This is a genomic window from Polaromonas potterensis (assembly GCF_033446725.1).
GTDB lineage: Bacteria > Pseudomonadota > Gammaproteobacteria > Burkholderiales > Burkholderiaceae_C > Polaromonas.
The window spans coordinates 241,596-260,164 of the sequence record NZ_JAWQLX010000008.1 but is presented as its reverse complement, the minus strand read 5'-3'; the positions used below and the strand labels follow the sequence as shown (position 1 = coordinate 260,164).

Below are 18,569 nucleotides of genomic sequence, written 5' to 3'. Positions count from 1 at the left end.
CCGTCTGTAGATGTGCAGTCTGTTCCCGTTGCCTCGCACCATCAATTTCACGATAAAGCAAGAAAACCGTCACCAAGGAAAACTTATCACGAACAATGCTTGACTACGTGGGAAGTCCCTGTAGAGGGTTAGGAGTCATCTGCGACTACCTCGCCGTAATATTTTCCACCAAGCGAAAAATACGAAGAGTGTTGTAGTTATGCAGAAAACTTCAATAGTTTGTTTGGTTGGTGCCGTATCAAAAAACCCCAAGCGAAGAAAAAAATTTGTTGTGCCGGCGACAACGCCAGTCGAAAAATAGACTAAAGCTATGCCGGCTGAACCGGTACCAAGATTCAAATCTTTCCGCAGTCCAAGCCCCAGAAACAGCATAAACGCCCAGCCAATACTTAGCGCATACCCAGCACGTTGATTAACAACTTGGTCGGGCCATCCAATTTTGAGCACAAGGAGAATAAGCACGAGGCTTGCGCTAATAGTCAGGAGGGTACGGGAGATCGCATTCACCTGTGATTCCTAACTTTGATATATCCCGCAAAACTGCGGGATACCATGACGCGAACTTGGATATCGCGGTGCGCGTTTGTTGGATATTTTTGAAATCATAAACTCACGTCAATTCAGTGTGGATGCAGGTATGTCAGTTCCAAAAAATCGCCATCCTGTTTGCCTGTGCCTGCTAGCCAGCTACCGTGCGGGAACGCTTGGTGTATTCAATATAGCCGTCTAATCGAGAAAAGCCTTTATCAGCCTGACACACATTCACACTCCTTGGTATGGCCGGAGCGACAAGCCGCGGCTCCACGCAACATCGCTAACTTGATCCTCCAGTCAGGCGACTTCAGTCATCGCACACAGGCATCCATAAAAAAGGGGCCTATGGCCCCTCCTGTTCCTGATCGAACAAAGCGAATCAATCCGCCTTGATCCCGTTGTCCTTGACCACCTTGGCCCAGGTGTCGATTTGTTTGTCGATAAACACGCGAGCCGACTCCGGCGAGCCGCCGACAATGTCGATGCCCTGGGCGCTGAGTTTCTTGGCGATCTCGGGATTTTTCAACGCCTTGTTGACTTCGTCGTTCATGCGTTTGAGCACCTCGGGCGGCGTTTTGGCCGGCGCCAAAATGGCCCACCAGGCCGGTGCGTCAAAACCGGCAAAACCACTTTCGGCCACGGTCGGCACATTCGGCAGGTCAGGCGAACGTTTGCTGGTCGTCACGGCCAGCGGGCGCATGCGGCCGCTGTCGATGTGCGGCTTGGTCACAAACACCGAGGCAATAGACAGCGGCACGTGGCCGGCCACGGCGTCCGTCATCAAGGGACCGCCGCCTTTGTAGGGCACGTGTTGCCACTCGATGTTGCCGCTCTTGCTGAGCAGGGCCATCGCCAGGTGGCCCAGGCTGCCGGAGCCTATGCTGCCGTAGCTCACATTCTTTTTGGCCTTGGCGGCCGCCACCACATCGGCAAAGGTCTTGTACTCGGAGCCCGAAAACGTCGCCAGCACCATGGCCGAGGTACCAATCAGCGCGACCGGTGCCAGGTCTTTGCGCGTGTCAAAAGGCAGGCCGGGGATCAGGCTGGGGTTGACACCGTGGGTGTCAAATACCACGGCAAAGGTGTAGCCGTCAGCCGGCGCCGCCGCCACGGCCGCCGTGCCGATGGAGCCCGACGCGCCGCCCTTGTTGTCGACAATGACGTTTTGGCCCAGTTGCTGCGACAGCGGCTGCGCCAGAATGCGCGCCACCTGGTCGACCGAGCCGCCGGGCGGAAACACGGCGACCAACTTGATCGGCTGTTTGGACGGCCAGGCCTGCGCCATGGCACTCAGGCTGGTGGCGCACAGCGCGGCGGCCGTCACGGCCAGGGTGATTCTGGAAATCCAGTGTTTCATGGTGGTTCACGTCCTGCAAACAAAGTGGCCGCCAGTATCCGCAGCCTGTTGCCCAAACACCATTGCGGTTAACACTTAGCATGCTATCAATCAGCTGGCGCGCCAGCGGCGTGCGGCCGTTTCGCGCAAAATCAGGCCATGGTCCGAACCACCCAACTCCTTTATCCGCAGCGCGCCCCCGCGCCTACCCGCCCCGCCGCCACCGTGCTCTTGTTGCGCGACAGCCCCGCTGGTATTGAAGTGCTGATGACACGGCGCTCCATGAGCGCGAGTTTTGCACCCGGCGCCTATGTGTTTCCGGGCGGCGGCATAGATGCGGCCGACAGCGCGGCGCACGCGCAGTCCACACGCCGGGCCACGCAGAGCGACCTGCACCTGACACAGGCCATTGCCGCGATCCGTGAAAGTTTTGAAGAGTTAGGCGTGTTGCTGGCCCGCCATGCCGACGGCAGTTACGCCAGCACGGCCGACATTGCTGCGCTGGACCGCAAAGCCCCCTTCGCCGCGCAATGCCAGACACGCGGCCTCACCTTGGCTGGCGACCAGGTGTTTGTGCTGGCGCACTGGATCACCGACCGCGACCTGCCGCGCCGCTTCGACGTGCCCTTTCTGGTGGCGCGCATGCCCGCCGGCCAGGAGCCGGTGGCCGACGAAACCGAGCAGTTTGAGCCGGTCTGGGTGCGGCCGGCCGATGCGCTGGCGCGGCATGAGGCTGGCAGCTTTTTCATCATCTTCCCGACCATACGCACCTTGCAGCGCCTGCAGCCCTTCAACACCGTGGACGCTGTGCTGCAGGCCTGCGCGAGCGAACAGCCGCTCTGGACATCCTGCCCGCGCGCCGGTTTTCTGGCCGGTGCCGAGGCGCGTTACATGGAACACGAACCGCCTTATGGTGAGCTGGCCCTGACCAGCCCCGACGGCCAGATGGTGCACACGCTGGACTGGCAGACGGCGCAGCCCGTCGCCCTGCTGAAAAACGTCATGCGCCTGACCGCGCCCAACCCCGGCGTGATGACCGGGCCGGGCACCAACAGCTACCTGGTCGGCGACCCGACGACGGGTTACATCGCCATCGATCCGGGTCCGGCCGACATGGATCACCTGGAGCGTTTGTGGCGCGCCGCGGGCGGCAACATCCGCATCATTGTGTGTACCCACTCACACGCCGACCATTCGCCTGGCGCCAAACCACTGCAAGCCATGTGCGAGAAACACCCGCCCATCCTGGGCCTGCCGTCCGCCTCCACGGCGCGCGCCGCCAGCCTGTTCACGCCAGACCGGTCGCTACAAAATCAGGAGCTGCTCGCGCTTGTGGGACAAGGGCCAGAGGGCGAAATGACGCATACCCTGAAGGTCATGCACACGCCCGGCCATGCCGCCAACCACCTGTGCCTGGTGCTGGTGGAAGACGGCCTGCTGTTCAGCGGCGACCACATCCTCAACGGCAGCACCACGGTGATCGACCCACCCGATGGCAACATGAACGACTACCTGGATTCGCTGGACCAGTTGAGCCAGGCCTGCGACGAACACGGCATCGCGTTCATCGCGCCGGCCCACGGTTATGTGATCGGCGAGGCAAAAACCGCGATTGCCCAGCTCAAGGCCCACCGGCTCAAACGCGAGGCCAAGATCATCGGCGTGATGCAGGCCCAGCCGCAAGGCTCGATGGACGACTGGGTCAAGCTGGCCTACGACGATGTGGACCCACGCATCTGGCCGGTGGCCAAGCGCTCGCTGCTCGCCCATGTGGAGCGGATTGAGTCCTTGCGCTTGCCAAGGAGATGAGGTCATGACCAATTTCACCGCCCGTATCGCATGTTATTTGCTCGCTGGTGGCATCACCCTTCTTTTGCAAGCTTGTGCTGTCAAGCCCCCACTTACTGCAGATTGGATACTTGTTAACAGCTCCGAGAAAAATGGGGCTGAACCGGTACCCAAGCAATACGCGCTCACCCGCAATGCCAACGGGGACACACTAAAAATTTATGCAGGAAATCGGGGAGAGGCATGGCTGTCGTTCCAACCTGCAGATAAGCTCGCATTTACAAAAATTGAAGAAAGAGGGCTTGAATACAGAATCGACGATGCACGCCCTAACCAATTTTTCGGCAACAAATTTCCGAACACAGTCGGACTACCCAGTTTGCTTCTCTCAAGGCACTATCCATCCGAAAGTTCTACCGAAGTTTCCTTGGGCACATCATCCGTGTCGAACGGACGAACACAAGCATTGAGGCAAATCATTGGAGGAACAACGATTACTCTGCGTTACATGACACAGGATCGCAATCTGGCCAGTGCCAAATTCTCTTTGGTCGCCGCTGCTGAACCTATATACACCGCTTTGGGATTGATGGAAGCAATGCAATCCGGTGCGGTTGCGAACAGGGAAAGGTACATTTCACTTCAAGACGCTGCATCAATGCAATGCCGGCAGTCCGCAGTCAGACAAAACTGGTCTGACTGCATGCGTGATTTCAACTATTGCCGGACACAAAATCCCGTTAGTGCGGACGCTTTGTCCAAGTGCATCGAACTAAACTCGAAACGCCAATCTCCTTAGCCTCCACAGGCTGTGGCTGGAGAGTTTCACCGCCTAAGTAAGCGGTCCGCAAGCGACAGGGTCAGCGCCGCCAGTCTTTTCACGCCAGATCGGTCGCTACAAAATCAGGAGCGGCTCACGCTTATGGGACAAGGGCCAGAGAGTGAAATGACACATACCCTGAAGGTCATACACACACCCGGCCATGCTGCCAACCACCTGTGCCTGGTGCTGGTCGAAGACGGCCTGCTGTTCAGCGGCGACCACATCCTCAACGGCAGCACCACGGTCATCGACCCGCCCGACGGCAACATGAATGACTACCTGGACTCGCTGGACCAGTTGAGCCAGGCCTGCGACGAACACGGCATCGCGTTCATCGCGCCGGCCCACGGTTATGTGATCGGCGAGGCAAAAACCGCGATTGCCCAGCTCAAGGCCCACCGGCTCAAACGCGAGGCCAAGATCATCGGCGTGATGCAGGCCCAGCCGCAAGGCTCGATGGACGACTGGGTCAAGCTGGCCTACGACGATGTGGACCCACGCATCTGGCCGGTGGCCAAGCGCTCCCTGCTCGCGCATGTGGAGCATATTCGCGCGTTGGACGCGGCTTAAGCGCCTTTCACGGCCTCAGGCCGCGGGACACTGGGCCGTGCCCGCCACGGCCTGAGTGGGCTTCTCGCCCGGGTTGCGGCCCATCAAGCACACCGTGACCAGCGCCAGCGCAACCCAGGCGCCGCCACCCCACATGGCGCTGCTCACGCCCAGCGCATCGACCGCCAGGCCGCCCAGCCCCGCACCGGCGGCGATGGCGATCTGGAAGGCTGCGACAAACAGGGCCGAGCCGCCTTCCAGCGCGGCCGGCGCCGACTTGAACATCCACATCTGCAAGCTCACCGGCATCGCACCAAAGGCAAAGCCCCACAACATCAGCAAGGCGGCCACGCCCCCCAGGCCGCGGCCCATCAGCGGCAGCAGCAGGATGGCGCCGGCCATCAGCAAGGCCGTGCTGCCCGCCGCCAGGCGCACACTGCGCCCCGCGACCGCGCCGCCGGCCAGGTTGCCAACGAAGCCGGCCACGCCATAAGCCAGCAGCAGCAACGTCATCTGCGCTACCGACACGCCCGCCACCTGTTGCAGGAAAGGCGCCATGAAGGTGTAAGCCATGAAATGCCCACCGGCGAAAAAGACCACCAGCAACAGGCCGATGCGCGCGTCCGGATTGCGCAGCAACGCCGGCAGGTCCCGCATGCCAATCACCCGCATGGGCGACAGCGAGGGCAACAGCACCAGTTGCGCCGCCAGCACCGCCACGCTCAACGCACCCGCGACGGCGAAGGCCGCGCGCCAACCGAGCAGATCACCTATCAGCGCGCCCACTGGCACACCAACCACCGTGCCCAGCGACACGCCGGCAAAGATGATGGAGGCCGCACGCCCGACCTGGTGCGCCGGTACCAGCCGCACCGCCAGGCTGGTGGCCGTGGCCCAGAAGCCACCAATGGCCACGCCCAGCAACAGGCGCCCGATCAGCAAGGGCATGAAGTCGTGCGAGAAGGTCGCCAGCAGGTTGGAGCCAATCAGCAGCACCGTCATGGCCCACAGCAGCAGGCGCCGATCTAACCGGCCCGCGGCCACGGTGACGGCGGGCGCGGCAATGGCCGCCACCAGGCCGGGCAAGGTGATCATGAGGCCGGCCGTGCCCTCGGTCACGTGCAGGTCGGCCGCCACGGCCGGCAGCAGGCCCACCGGCAGGAACTCGCTGGTCACCAGCGCGAAAGTGCCAACCGCGACCGAAGCCACGGCCGCCCAGGAATGGCCGGCTGATACAGCAGGCGCGGCAAGCGCTGCCCCGGGCGTGGAAAGATCGTTGGTGGAGGGAGGGTGCATGGCATGAATCCTTGGGAAAGAGGCTAAAACGTTGCGTCGACAAGATCTGTTGCAGACGTCATCGTTCAATTACATAGTGATCGATACAAAACAAGGAGGCACTGTAGCAGCTTGTACAAAAACCTGCTCCGGTTTAATATCGATCACTATGAAAGCCGAAACAGGTCCTCCCGCCGACCCGCCGAAAAAGACCGGGCGTCCGCGCTCGTTCGACCGCGACGCGGCGCTGGAGCGCGCCATGCTGATTTTCTGGCGTTATGGCTATGAGGCGACATCGCTCAATGAGCTCACCACGGCCATGGGTATCACCCCGCCCAGTCTGTACAGCGCCTTCGGCGACAAGGAACATCTGTTCCTGGAAGCGGTAGAGCGTTACCTCGCCGGCCCCGGCGGCGCACATGAAGGCATATTTGCCGACGCCCCCACGGCACGCGAGGCTATCGAGCGCCTGCTGGAGGCCACGGCCATCGAGCAGACACGGACCTGCCACCCGCCCGGCTGCCTGGTGGTGACCGCCGCGCTCAATTGTTCACCGGCCTCGGCCCATGTGGAAGCGGCCCTGGTCAAGCTGCGCAAGGCGGTTCAGATACGCATCCGCGCCCGCATCGAACGCGGCGTGTGCGAAGGTGATTTGCCCGCCGACACCGACCCCGGCGCGCTCGCCACCTTTTATGTCGTGGTCACGCAAGGCATGGCCATCCACGCGCGCGACGGTGCCAGCCGCAAGACGCTGCGGGCCATCGCCACCCAGGCGATGCGCGCCTGGCCGGCGAACTGACGTATGCAATCAACCGCTCCCGTGAGCGGGCTCATGCCTTCCCGTTCGGCACTTTTGTGAAAATGCCCTGATGACCCAAGCCACATCGCCCCAGGTAACACGCCCACAACACCCGACCGCGCGGCGACGCGCCTTGCGGGCGATTGCCCTGTTTGAAGCCTTCAAAGGCCTGGCAGCGCTGGCGGCCGGCATTGGCCTGCTGGGCTTGTTGCACCGCGATGTGCACCAGCTCGCGACGGCGCTGTTGTGGCACTTTCACCTCGACCCGAACACGCGCTACCCGGCCCTGTTGCTGCATTACGCCGACCTGCTGGGCGCGATCAATTTGCGAACCCTCGCCCCGGTGGCGCTGGCCTACATCAGCGTGCGTCTGCTGGAGGCTTATGGGCTGTGGCGAGAAAAAGTCTGGGCCGAATGGCTGGGCGCCTTGTCCGGGGCCTTGTATATCCCGCTCGAAATCGCACACCTGCTGCACAAACCCACCTGGATCAACGCCGGCGTGTTGCTGGCGAATATCGTGATGGTGGGATTTTTGGCGTTTCAGCTCTGGCAACGGATGAAGAAAAGCCCCCACGCTTTTCACTTCCTGTAATGCGCTGCCCCCCGAGGGGGCTGGCCTGGCTGGGGGCGGCACTGCGCTGCGGCCGGTCACCCCCACGCTTTCCACGCCGTGTATGCGCTGCCCCCGAGGGGGCTGGCCTGGCTGGGGCGGCCCTGCGCTGCGGCCTGTTGCCCCCACGCTTTTCACGCCGTGTAATGCGCTGCGCCCTGCTGACCAGGTCCATGCCCGGCCTGAGCTAACGCACTCAGCGTATGAAGAGTTGCCTGCGTGCGGCCTGGGTGATGGCCGCCACACACGGGTGCGTGATGCGCCGCTCGGCCGACACTGCAAAAAAATTCTCCATCATTTCATCGGTGCGGCCAATCACTTCCACCCCATATTGCGTGACCGTCTCGGCGTCCAGCACGCTGGCTGACATGAAGACGCCCCGTCCTTCGCGCCCAAAGGTTTTCATCAGCGTGCCATCGTCAAATTCGCCAATGATGCGGGGGCGAATCTGGTGCTTGGTGAACCAACCCTCAAGCTGTTTGCGTATCGACGCAGACGTCCCCAGGATCAGCATGGGGGCATCGTTCAGGCACTGGGGGAAATTGCCCTTGAGCGAGGCCCTGAGCGCAGGCGTGCAGAAAAAACTCATGGGTGTGCTCCCCAAGGGATGGTTGAAGGCCTTGATGCTGACGCGGCCCGTCATGGGCTCGTCGGCCATCACCATATCCAGCCGGTGCAGGGCCAGTTGGGCCAGCAAATCAGGGAACTTGCCCTCGCTACAGATCAGCCGCACCGGCTCGCTCACCGTCAGTGCGGGTTCCAGCAAGCGGTAGACCACGGACTTGGCCACGGAATCGGCCACACCGACGCGGAAGTCCAGGATTTTCGGCCCCTCGCGCGCCTGCCGCAAGGCCGTCTCCATTTCTGCCCCTAGGGCGAATATCTGGTCGGCGTAGCCCAGCGCCAACCGCCCTTCTTCGGTCAGCTCAAGATGACGCCCGCTTTTGCGGAACAGCCGGCGCCCCAGCCACGCCTCCAGCAGTTTGATCTGTCCCGACAGGGTCTGGGGCGTGGTGTTCAGTTGCTCACCTGCGCGCACGATGCCCCCGGCTTTTGCCGCAACCCAAAAATAGTGCAGATGTTTGAAGTTCAAGATTCACATCCCATCAATGGCCTCGGTAAAAATGAAGCCGCTCAATTAATCATTCGGTTTTTTCGAATTGATTTGATCACAAATACGAATTTACGCGAAGTAACGAGATGCCTATGCTGGAGCTCGTCACGTCATTCGCGACGGACCAAAAGGAGAACAGTCATTCGCTTGAGTACCAAAAGCCGCTTTGCGGTCACCGCCTTGATCGACATTGCACTTCGCGGCAATGCCGGTCCCATCTCGCTTGCCGACATTGGGTCTCGCCATGAGATTTCGCTGTCCTATCTTGAGCAGCTCTTCAGCAAATTGCGTCAATGCGGACTTGTGAAAAGTACCCGTGGTCCCGGGGGCGGCTACCGTCTTGGCCGGGCTGCCGAGGCTATTTCTGTGGCGGACATCGTGGGCGCCGTGGAATCCGATGCCAACCAGCTCGGCAGAGGAGAAAAAGTCTTCCCGCAGAAAGAAAACTCTGGCGCCTTGATGACGCAGGAACTGTGGGCTGCACTGAACGCCAAGATGGTCGAGCATATGCAGTCCATCAGCCTGCTGAGTCTGGCGGACGAACTGCGCGCCAAGGGAGTGCCAATGGACGCCCGCCCAGGCCAGCGTGGCGTCTACACCGCGCCGGCTCACAAACCCTTAGCCAGCTTGGCGCCGAATTCAATATTTGCTTTGGGCCGGTCGCTGCTGATACCCCGCTAAACACAGACCGTCCTGTCCAGTGACGCATGCCCGTCATTCGGCGGGTGGTATCTGCAAATCACTCCTCTTTGCTGGGTCACGCGCGCATGTGGCGGGCTGTGTTGCGTGCGCCATTCATTGATTAATCTTAAATAAAACGGAGACAAACTTTGAAAATCAAGAGTCAACCCGACTTCTATTCCGGACTGATGTTCATTGGCACCGGCGTGGCGTTTGCATGGGGTGCAACCAACTACAACATCGGTTCGGGCGCCCGCATGGGGCCGGGCTACTTCCCGCTGATACTGGGCATCCTGATGGCCCTGGTCGGGGCCATCATCACGGTCAAGGCGCTGACGCTCGAAACCGAAGACGGCGAAAAAATCGGCGCCTGGGCTTGGCGGCCGCTGTTCTACATCATTGCCGCCAACATCGTCTTCGGCGTTTTGCTGGCCGGTCTGCGCGACTTTAATCTGCCGGCCTTCGGCTTGATCATTGCGATTTATGCCTTGACCTTTATTGCCAGCATGGCCCAGCCCGACTGGAAATTCAAGAGAACCTTCGTCCTGGCCACCGTGCTGGCAGTCGGCAGCTACCTGGTTTTCGTCATGGCGCTGGCGCTGCAGTTCCCGGTGTGGCCTGAGTTCATCACAGGCTAAGGAGAAAAATATGGATCTGATTTCAAATTTATCCCTGGGTTTTAGCGTCGCGTTTACACCGATCAACCTCATGTATGCCTTTGTCGGTTGCCTGCTGGGCACCTTGATCGGCGTCTTGCCGGGCATAGGCCCGGCGGCCACGATTGCCATGCTGCTGCCGGCCACCTACGCACTGCCTCCGGTGGCGGCCCTGATCATGCTGGCCGGTATTTATTATGGTTCCCAGTACGGCGGCTCCACCACCGCCATTCTGGTCAATCTGCCGGGTGAATCTTCCTCCGTCGTCACCGTGATCGATGGTTACCAGATGGCCAAAAAAGGTCGAGCGGGGCCGGCGCTGTCCGCGGCCGGCCTGAGCTCGTTTTTTGCCGGTTGTGTGGGTACTGTGATGATCGCGGCCTTTGCGCCGGCGCTGACCGAACTGGCCTTCAAATTTGGCCCGGCCGAATATTTTGCCTTGATGACACTGGGCCTGATCGGCGCCGTGGTGTTGGCATCAGGTTCGCTGTTGAAGGCGGTCGGCATGATTCTGCTGGGTCTGCTGCTGGGTCTTGTCGGCACCGACGTGAACTCTGGCGTCGCACGTTTCAGCTTTGACGTGCCCGAGTTGACCGACGGTATTGGTTTTGTGGCCATTGCCATGGGTATTTTTGGTTACGGTGAAATCATCAGCAACCTGGCCCAGCGCGAGGCCCAGCGCGAAGTGTTTAACGTCAAGATTCAGGGCTTGTACCCGACCAAACAGGACTTCAAGGATATGGTGCCTGCCGTCTTGCGCGGCACCGCGCTCGGTTGCGCGCTGGGCATCCTGCCGGGAGGCGGTGCCACGCTGTCGGCCTTTGCGGCCTACACCCTGGAGAAAAAAGTCAAGGGTCGGGCCGGTGAAGTGCCGTTCGGCGAAGGCAACATCCGCGGCGTGGCCGGCCCCGAGGCGGCCAACAATGCCGGCGCGCAAGCTTCCTTCATCCCCCTGCTGACCCTGGGCATTCCCTCCAACGTCGTGATGGCCTTGATGGTGGGGGCCATGACGATTCACAACATCCAGCCCGGTCCGCAGGTGATGACCAGCAACCCGGAGCTGTTCTGGGGCCTGATTGCCTCAATGTGGATCGGTAACGCGATGCTGGTCATCCTGAACCTGCCGCTGATCGGTCTCTGGATCAAGCTGCTGACCGTGCCTTACCGCTACCTCTACCCGGCGATTGTGTTGTTCTGTGCGATTGGTGTTTATTCGACCAACAACAACACCTGGGACATCTGGGTGGTGGGCGTTTTTGGCGTGATTGGCTACATTTTTCTGAAACTCAAAACGGAACCTGCGCCCCTGCTGCTGGGCCTGATTCTGGGTCCGATGATGGAAGAAAACCTGCGCCGGGCACTGCTGCTCTCGCGCGGCGACTGGAGCACCTTTGTCACGCGTCCGCTGTCCGCCGGCTTGCTGGTGGCCTGTGTGCTGCTGCTCTTGGTGGTGCTGTTGCCGTCGGTGAAAAAGAAGCGTGAAGAGGCTTTTGTTGAAGCATAGGCCGCTGGCCGTGCCCCGCTTGAGTGTTAAACCTCGTTCAGGGCGGCCGCTTGAATTCAAGGCTGCTGCATCAGCAGCCTTGCATCCGTCGTCAATAAAAGTGTGAAGCCCGCCGATAAGCCGGATTTTGTGCGCCTGGCCATCTTGCGATGACCCGGTGTGACCGCCATTAATCTGGGCCGGGGGTCGCCCACCCGGCTCGGTGCTACCTACCCGCCAGCTCTGCGGAACCACATCAACGCTGGCCTACTTGGTATTGCTGCGCGTAGAGATTGCCCGTTTCACCCGGACTTAACCGGCTCGTCTCTGTTGCTCTAATCCTCACCTCACGGTGGAGAGGTGTTACCTCCTACGCTGTCCTGTGCAGTCCGGACGTTCCTCCAGTGCTCCCTTTCGGGAATTGCACCAGCGGCGGTCTGGCAGGCTTCACGGGTCTGATTATCCGCGTTTTTTCGGAGGATTCTTGATGCGCTATCAATTCAATAGCGAATTACAGCCAAAGGATAAGTACAGACCGCTTAAAATGGAGCCCGATCCGAAAAACAGATCCACGAAAGTACCCGGCCCCCATGATTCGCCTGAATGAACTCAAGCTCCCGCTCGACCACGCGGATGACGCACTCCCCCTGCTGATCGCCAAAACACTGGGCATTGCCTCCGGCGACCTCCTCAGCCACAGCATTTACAAACGCAGCTACGACGCACGCAAGCAGAAACTGCTGCTGGTCTATATCGTTGACGTCGAACTGGCCCCCACGCTTGTCGCTTCGCGTACCGCGCTGCCCCCCGAGGGGGCTAATTTTCCTAGGGGCGGCCCGTCGAGAAACGTCTCCACGCTCGAAGCCGAGTTGCTCGTGAAGTTCGCGGGCAACCCGCATATCCGGCCCTCGCCGGACCAGGCCTACTACCCGGTGGCACAAGCCGATCCCGCGCCTGCCGTACGGCCTGTGGTCGTCGGTTTTGGCCCTTGCGGGATTTTTGCGGCCCTGTTGCTGGCGCAAATGGGGTTTAAACCCATCGTCCTGGAGCGCGGCAAAAAAGTCCGAGAACGCACCAAGGACACCTGGGGCCTCTGGCGCAAAAAGATACTCAACCCCGAATCCAATGTGCAGTTTGGTGAAGGCGGCGCCGGCACCTTTTCAGACGGCAAGCTTTACAGCCAGATCAAGGACCCGCGCCACCTGGGTCGCAAGGTCATGACGGAGTTCGTCAAGGCCGGCGCGCCACCCGAAATTTTGCTGGTTAGCAAGCCACACATCGGCACCTTCAAACTCGTCAAGGTGGTGGAACACATGCGCGAACAAATCATCGCGCTGGGCGGCGAGGTGCGTTTCGAACAACGTGTCAGCGATGTGTTGATCGAGGACGGCCAGATGCGTGGCCTGACCGTGCAGAACCTGAACGATGGAACAAATTACGAGTTGCGCGCCGACCATGTGGTTCTGGCGCTGGGCCACAGCTCGCGCGACACCGTCACCATGCTGCACGAACGCGGTGTCTACATGGAAGCCAAACCCTTCTCCGTGGGTTTTCGCATTGAACACCCGCAAGGCCTGATTGACCGCGCACGGCTCGGCCAGCACGCCGGTCACCCCCTGCTGGGCGCGGCCGACTACAAACTGGTGCACCACGCGAGCAACGGTCGCTCGGTCTACAGCTTTTGCATGTGTCCGGGCGGCACCGTGGTGGCCGCCACGTCGGAGGTCAACCGTGTCGTGACCAACGGCATGAGCCAGTATTCGCGCAACGAACGCAATGCCAACGCCGGCATCGTGGTCGGCATTACCCCTGGCGATTACCCCGGCGGGCCGCTGGCGGGCATCGAATTCCAGCGCCAGCTTGAATCCCACGCCTTCACCCTGGGCGGCAGCAATTACGAAGCGCCGGGCCAGTTGGTCGGCGACTTTGTGGCCGGCCAGGCCTCGACACAGCTCGGCAGCGTGGAGCCGTCGTACAAACCCGGCGTACTCATGACCGATCTGGCCAGCGCCCTACCGGACTACGCGATTACGGCGATGCGCGAAGCGATTCCGGCCTTCGGCAAAAAAATACGCGGTTTCGACATGCACGACGCGGTCTTGACCGGTGTGGAAACACGCACCTCGTCCCCGCTCAAAATGACGCGCGGTGACAACTTCCAGAGCCTCAACGTCAAGGGCCTGTACCCGGCCGGCGAAGGTGCCAGCTACGCGGGCGGCATTTTGTCAGCCGGCGTGGACGGCATCGAGGTGGCCGAGGCCGTCGCGCGGAGCATCACGGGCGCAGCCTGAATCGTCAGGAGCCCTGCATGACCGACAATCTCTTCATACCTTTCAGGCCGCGCTAACATCCGGCCAACCTCTTTTCCAGTTTGGCGTGCTGCCAGGCATTTGCCACGTGCGGCCCGGACCTCCCTCCGGCCGCAGCCCAACCACCCATGATCTGAAGCGACGACATGACCGACACCCCTTCCGCCACGCCCAACAACACGCGCCGTCCTGACCGCCGGCGCCGGCCCGCACCCACACAGCAGAAGGCACGCCCGGTCAACCCGGTGCTGCAGCGCCTGTTTGAGTTCTACCCCAAGCTGTTTGGCGCGCAATTTCTGCCACTCAAACTCGGCGTGTTCCAGGACTTGCTGGCCCGCCATCCCGAGGACTTCAAAAAAGACGAGCTCAAGCTGGCCATGGGCCAACATGCGCGCTCCACGCCTTATCTGGAAAGCGTGGCCGCCGGTCACGCGCGCCACGACCTGGATGGCAACCCGGTGGAGCCGGTGGCACCTGAACATGTGCACCACGCGATCCTGGAGCTGTTCCGGCGCCGCCAGGCCCGCTCGCGCGACGACCTGCGCCCCCGCTTGCGTGAGCGCCTGATGCATGCCGTGGAAGCCTCGGGCCTGTCGCGCGAAGACTACGCCGTGCTGGTGCGGATGCAGGACGAAGCCACCAATGCCTTGCTCGACGACGCCCTGGCCGAACTGGGCGTGCAGGCGGCCAAACGTGAAGCCTTGCTGCGCGCCTTCGACGCCAGCGGCCGCACGGAAGCCGAATTTGCCGACATGTACGGCATGGACCCGGCCGAAGTCAACACCACCCTGGCGCGCGTGCGCCTGGAGCAAGCCGCCAACAGCACCAGCGCGGCATAAAAAAAGCCGCTGCGGTCTGCAGCGGCTTTTTCAATCGCGCTTGGGCTTTTTAAACCTGGCCGGGTTGCGCGTTTTGCAGCGCGGCAATACGTTCTTCAATCGGTGGGTGGGTTGCAAACCACTTGCCGATGTTGCCGGTGATACCCATGGCCTGCACCGCCTTGGGCAACTCGCCGGGCACCATGCCACCCAGGCGGGCCAGCGCGTTGATCATGGGTTGCTTGCGACCCAGCAGTTGCGCTGCGCCGGCATCGGCACGGAACTCGCGATGCCGTGAGAACCAGGCCACCACAATCGCAGCGGCAAAACCGAGCACGATATCCAGCACGATGGTGCTGACGTAATAACCGATGCCGGGGCCGGAGTTGTTGTCATTGCCCTTGCGCAAAAAGCTGTCCACCGCATAACCGATCACGCGGCTGAGGAAGACCACAAAGGTGTTCATCACGCCCTGGATCAAGGCCATGGTGACCATGTCGCCATTGGCCACGTGGGCAATCTCATGGCCGATCACGGCCTCGATCTCTTCCCGCGTCATGCCTTGCAGCAAACCGGTGGAGACGGCAACGAGTGACGAATTCTTGAAGGCGCCGGTGGCGAAGGCATTCGGTGCGCCCTCGAAGATGCCGACCTCGGGCATGCCGATTTGCGCTTTGTCAGCCAGTTTGCGAACGGTGTCGACAATCCAGGCTTCGTCGGCGTTTTGCGGGTTGTTGATGATGCGCACGCCGGCGCTCCATTTGGCCACTGGCTTGCTGATCAACAGTGAAATGATGGCACCGCCAAAACCCATGACCAGCGCGAAGCCGAGCAAGGCGCTCAGGTTCAGCCCGTTTGCCGTGAGGAAGCGGTTGACACCCAGCAGGTTGGCGACGATGCCTAGCACCACCACCACCGCGAGGTTGGTCATCACAAATAAAAATATACGTTTCATGGGTTCTCCGTGGGATCGGTGATTAAAGTCCGCCTTGCGCAAAACATGAGGGCAGCCAGGCCCATATCAAGTCGCGCGGGCAGTGGCCGGCCGTTTTCTGTTGTTCTAGGTTCTTACGACAGCGGCCTCTGCGGCCGGAATACAAAGGAGTCATCATAAAAGGAAAAGTTCTCGTTTTCCGGCCACCAACCCGGCACACCCAGCACCGGCAATGGCGCAAACGGCTTGCCAGCGAGTTTTTCCGGGCTCAGGTCCTGCGCCACCCAGGCATCCAGATCCGCTATGGAATTAATAGCTACTGGCGCCCGGTACACATGGGCCGTGATCGGTTTTCGTGGCTCAACCAGCTTCTCCAGCAGCGCATGGCCAAACAGATACAAGCGGGCCTGTGCCCAGAGTGGCCGCAGCTCGATAAACAGCGTGGGCCAGTCCTTGGCCAGCAGCGCATCCCAGATTGGCGGCGGCGCACTCAGCAAGGCAGCATTTTCATCAAACAGCGTCAAGGCGTCACGCACCGGGCCGCGCGTCGGCAAAATCCCCTGCGCTTCAATCTGCGCCGCCTGCAACTGGTTCAGCCTTTGTTTGGTCTGCGGAAAACGCAGCCAGCACAAACCATTGAAAAAGTCATGCAGGTTGTCGCGTGTCGGGCACTGCCGGCTGCGAAAAATATAGTCTTCATAAGCGAGTTCGGCGGGCAACGCGTCCTGCGGCACAAACCGGACCGGCGCGCCCACCTCGGCATTCAGCGCCTGCGCCAATGACATGCCGGCCGCCGCACGCTGGGCGACACGCTCGCCCGGTTCTTGCCAGCCCTGCAGCCAGGGCCGATGCCAGTCAATGGCCTGCATGGCAGCCCCCTCGCGCAAGGGCGTCAAGCCTTGCCGGGTTTGTTCAGGCGCCGGTCGCGCACGGCCACTGTCGATTTGCCTTCGTCGGCGATCTCGAACAGCTGGGTGGCCACCAGCAATTTGGTCAAGGTTGCATAACCGTAGTTGCGGTGGTCAAACGAGGCCTGGTTGGCGATTTGTGTGCCAACCGCACCGACACGGGCCCAGCCCTCGTCGTCGGCGGCAGCCTGCACGGCGTTGCGCAGCAACATGACCAGCTTGGCGTCCTGCTTGAGTTGCGCTGGCGTCGCGCGCAGGGGCGCTGCCGCCACGGCGTCAGCCTCTTCGCGGCTGCCAGCAGCGACATCACCCGTGGCCATGGGCCGCAGCTTGTCGAGGTACAAAAAACGCGAGCAGGCGTTGACAAAAGGCTCTGGCGTTTTTTGCGCGCCAAAGCCATACACGGCAGCACCCTTGGCGCGCAGATGCATCACCAGCGGCGTGAAGTCCGCGTCGGACGACACAATGCCGAACGCATCGGGGCGATCCGTGTAGAGCAACTCCAGCGCATCAATCACCATGGCCATGTCGCTGGCGTTTTTGCCCTTGCTGTAGTCGAACTGCTGCATCGGGCGTATCGCGTGTTCGTGCAGCGCTTCTTCCCAACCCTTGAGTTCGCTCTTTTTCCAGTTGCCGTAGGCGCGGCGAATATTGGTTTCGCCAAAGGTGGAAAGCTCGTTGAGGATCAGGTCAATTTTTGAAGCCGGCGAGTTGTCGGCATCAATCAGCAGCGCAACACGGGGTTTTCGCTCCATCAGACCCTCCCGTCGACACTCAACTTCCAGGCCAGCGCCTCGCCCGAACGCAGCGGTTTGAGTTCGGCCTCGCCAAATACAAAACTCTCGGGCGGCATCCAGCTTTCCTTGGTCAAGGTGATGGTGCCCTGGTTGCGCGGCAGCTTGTAGAAATCAGCGCCATTGAAGCTGGCAAAAGCTTCGAGTTGGTCCATCGCGCCGGCCGCATCAAAGGCCTCGGCGTACAGCTCCATGGCCGCATGTGCGGTGTAACAACCGGCGCAGCCGGTGGCGTGTTCTTTCAGGTGGGCCGGGTGCGGCGCGCTGTCGGTACCCAGGAAGAAGCGGCGATTGCCACCGGTGGCGGCCTCGACCAGGGCGACGCGATGGGTTTCGCGCTTGAGCACCGGCAGACAGTAATAATGCGGACGGATGCCACCGGTAAAAATAGCGTTGCGGTTGTACAGCAGATGGTGGGCCGTGATGGTGGCCCCGGTGAAGCTGTCAGCGTCGCGCACGTAATCGGCGGCGTCTTTGGTCGTGATGTGTTCAAACACGATTTTGAGTTCGGGGAAATCCCGGCGCAGCGGAATCAGCTGGGTGTCGATAAACACCGCCTCACGGTCAAACAGGTCGATCTCGGGCGAGGTCACCTCGCCGTGCACCAGCAGCAGCAGCCCTGCACGCTGCATGGCTTCCAGCGTTTTGTAGGTCTTGCGCAAATCGGTCACGCCGGCATCGCTGTTGGTGGTGGCACCCGCCGGGTAAAGCTTGAGCGCGACCACCCCGGCGTCCTTGGCCCGCTGGATTTCATCGGGCGGCAGGTTGTCGGTCAGGTACAAGGTCATCAGCGGCTCGAAGGCCACACCCGCCGGCACCGCGGCCTGGATACGTTCACGGTAGGCGACGGCCTGGGCGGCCGTGGTCACCGGCGGCCTGAGGTTGGGCATGATGATGGCGCGGCCAAACTGCGCGGCCGTGTGCGGCACCACGGTGTTGAGCGCTTCGCCATCGCGCACGTGCAAATGCCAGTCGTCAGGGCGGGTAATGGTGAGGGTGGAGGCTGAAGTCATGGGCCCAATTGTCGCATTGGTGGCGGGTGGGTGGTCCGGCGGCGGCCATTGGAAGCCTGGACATTTCGTAAGTACACATAAGGAAAGTCCGGATGCAGCAAGCGCATACCCGCCTATAGAATCACCGACGGCTCCGCAGGCGACT

At 61.2% G+C, this 18,569-nt stretch carries 17 protein-coding genes, 1 other RNA gene and 1 pseudogene; 10 read left to right on the top strand and 9 right to left on the bottom strand.

Annotated elements, in window-relative coordinates:
• Positions 1–135: 135 nt before the first annotated feature.
• Both R6254_RS15990 and R6254_RS15985 read right to left on the bottom strand, forming a co-directional pair.
• A complete protein-coding gene (locus R6254_RS15990) occupies positions 136–507 on the bottom strand; it encodes a hypothetical protein (protein ID WP_318408258.1) in 372 nt (123 codons plus the stop codon).
• A 406-nt stretch (positions 508–913) separates the two neighbouring features.
• A complete protein-coding gene (locus R6254_RS15985; protein WP_318408256.1) occupies positions 914–1,891 on the bottom strand; it encodes a tripartite tricarboxylate transporter substrate binding protein in 978 nt (325 codons plus the stop codon).
• 138 nt (positions 1,892–2,029) lie between these two features.
• On the opposite strand from R6254_RS15985, the gene R6254_RS15980 reads away from it, so the two are divergent.
• The 3 genes and pseudogenes from R6254_RS15980 to R6254_RS15970 form a co-directional block, all read left to right on the top strand.
• Positions 2,030–3,679: an MBL fold metallo-hydrolase gene (locus R6254_RS15980; RefSeq protein WP_318408254.1), complete on the top strand. Its 1,650-nt coding sequence runs from the start codon at positions 2,030–2,032 to the stop codon at positions 3,677–3,679.
• Positions 3,680–3,683: 4 nt separating this feature from the next.
• Entirely contained in the window at positions 3,684–4,457 is a 774-nt protein-coding gene (locus tag R6254_RS15975) for a hypothetical protein (RefSeq protein ID WP_318408252.1), read from the top strand.
• A 66-nt stretch (positions 4,458–4,523) separates the two neighbouring features.
• A pseudogene (locus R6254_RS15970) lies at positions 4,524–5,051 on the top strand (MBL fold metallo-hydrolase); the annotation flags it as partial.
• A 15-nt stretch (positions 5,052–5,066) separates the two neighbouring features.
• On the opposite strand, the gene R6254_RS15965 reads toward R6254_RS15970, so the two are convergent.
• The gene (locus tag R6254_RS15965; RefSeq protein ID WP_318408251.1) at positions 5,067–6,326 is read right to left on the bottom strand and encodes an MFS transporter; all 1,260 of its coding nucleotides are present in this window, start codon (positions 6,324–6,326) and stop codon (positions 5,067–5,069) included.
• Positions 6,327–6,474: 148 nt separating this feature from the next.
• On the opposite strand from R6254_RS15965, the gene R6254_RS15960 reads away from it, so the two are divergent.
• Positions 6,475–7,104: a TetR/AcrR family transcriptional regulator gene (locus R6254_RS15960; RefSeq protein ID WP_318408250.1), complete on the top strand. Its 630-nt coding sequence runs from the start codon at positions 6,475–6,477 to the stop codon at positions 7,102–7,104.
• Between the two features lie 70 nt (positions 7,105–7,174).
• Positions 7,175–7,696, top strand: coding sequence for a DUF2127 domain-containing protein (locus R6254_RS15955; protein WP_318408248.1), 522 nt, complete (start codon positions 7,175–7,177; stop codon positions 7,694–7,696).
• Between the two features lie 214 nt (positions 7,697–7,910).
• On the opposite strand, the gene nhaR is transcribed toward R6254_RS15955, so the two are convergent.
• Positions 7,911–8,807 carry a transcriptional activator NhaR gene (gene nhaR, locus R6254_RS15950; protein ID WP_318408246.1) on the bottom strand — a complete coding sequence of 299 codons (897 nt, stop codon included), beginning with the start codon at positions 8,805–8,807 and terminating at the stop codon, positions 7,911–7,913.
• Between nhaR and R6254_RS15945 the strand changes: the two genes are divergently transcribed.
• From R6254_RS15945 to R6254_RS15935, 3 genes are all read left to right on the top strand, one after another.
• A complete protein-coding gene (locus R6254_RS15945) occupies positions 8,793–9,509 on the top strand; it encodes an Rrf2 family transcriptional regulator (protein WP_318408245.1) in 717 nt (238 codons plus the stop codon). The genes nhaR and R6254_RS15945 overlap by 15 nt on opposite strands.
• 149 nt (positions 9,510–9,658) lie before the next feature.
• Positions 9,659–10,147, top strand: coding sequence for a tripartite tricarboxylate transporter TctB family protein (locus tag R6254_RS15940; RefSeq protein WP_318408244.1), 489 nt, complete (start codon positions 9,659–9,661; stop codon positions 10,145–10,147).
• Positions 10,148–10,157: 10 nt separating this feature from the next.
• Complete coding sequence (locus R6254_RS15935; protein WP_318408243.1) at positions 10,158–11,669, top strand: tripartite tricarboxylate transporter permease; 1,512 nt, start codon at positions 10,158–10,160, stop codon at positions 11,667–11,669.
• Between the two features lie 100 nt (positions 11,670–11,769).
• Here R6254_RS15935 and rnpB read toward each other — a convergent pair.
• Positions 11,770–12,097, bottom strand: an RNA gene (gene rnpB / locus R6254_RS15930) — RNase P RNA component class A.
• Positions 12,098–12,238: 141 nt separating this feature from the next.
• Between rnpB and R6254_RS15925 the strand changes: the two genes are divergently transcribed.
• Together R6254_RS15925 and R6254_RS15920 are read left to right on the top strand one after the other, a co-directional pair.
• Positions 12,239–13,939 carry an NAD(P)/FAD-dependent oxidoreductase gene (locus R6254_RS15925; protein ID WP_318408242.1) on the top strand — a complete coding sequence of 567 codons (1,701 nt, stop codon included), beginning with the start codon at positions 12,239–12,241 and terminating at the stop codon, positions 13,937–13,939.
• A gap of 164 nt (positions 13,940–14,103) precedes the next feature.
• The gene (locus tag R6254_RS15920; RefSeq protein WP_318408241.1) at positions 14,104–14,796 is read left to right on the top strand and encodes a ProQ/FINO family protein; all 693 of its coding nucleotides are present in this window, start codon (positions 14,104–14,106) and stop codon (positions 14,794–14,796) included.
• A 49-nt stretch (positions 14,797–14,845) separates the two neighbouring features.
• Here the strand turns inward: R6254_RS15920 and htpX are convergent, their stop codons facing one another.
• The 4 genes from htpX to pyrC all read right to left on the bottom strand — a co-directional run bounded on the left by htpX (position 14,846) and on the right by pyrC (position 18,424).
• A complete protein-coding gene (gene htpX, locus R6254_RS15915; RefSeq protein WP_318408239.1) occupies positions 14,846–15,730 on the bottom strand; it encodes a protease HtpX in 885 nt (294 codons plus the stop codon).
• Between the two features lie 113 nt (positions 15,731–15,843).
• Positions 15,844–16,578 (bottom strand): DUF3025 domain-containing protein, encoded by a 735-nt coding sequence (locus R6254_RS15910; protein WP_318408237.1) that lies wholly within the window; start codon positions 16,576–16,578, stop codon positions 15,844–15,846.
• A gap of 23 nt (positions 16,579–16,601) precedes the next feature.
• Positions 16,602–17,372 (bottom strand): NYN domain-containing protein, encoded by a 771-nt coding sequence (locus R6254_RS15905; RefSeq protein ID WP_318408235.1) that lies wholly within the window; start codon positions 17,370–17,372, stop codon positions 16,602–16,604.
• Positions 17,372–18,424 carry a dihydroorotase gene (gene pyrC, locus R6254_RS15900; protein ID WP_318408233.1) on the bottom strand — a complete coding sequence of 351 codons (1,053 nt, stop codon included), beginning with the start codon at positions 18,422–18,424 and terminating at the stop codon, positions 17,372–17,374. The genes R6254_RS15905 and pyrC overlap by 1 nt, the downstream gene beginning before the upstream one ends.
• Positions 18,425–18,569: the final 145 nt, after the last annotated feature.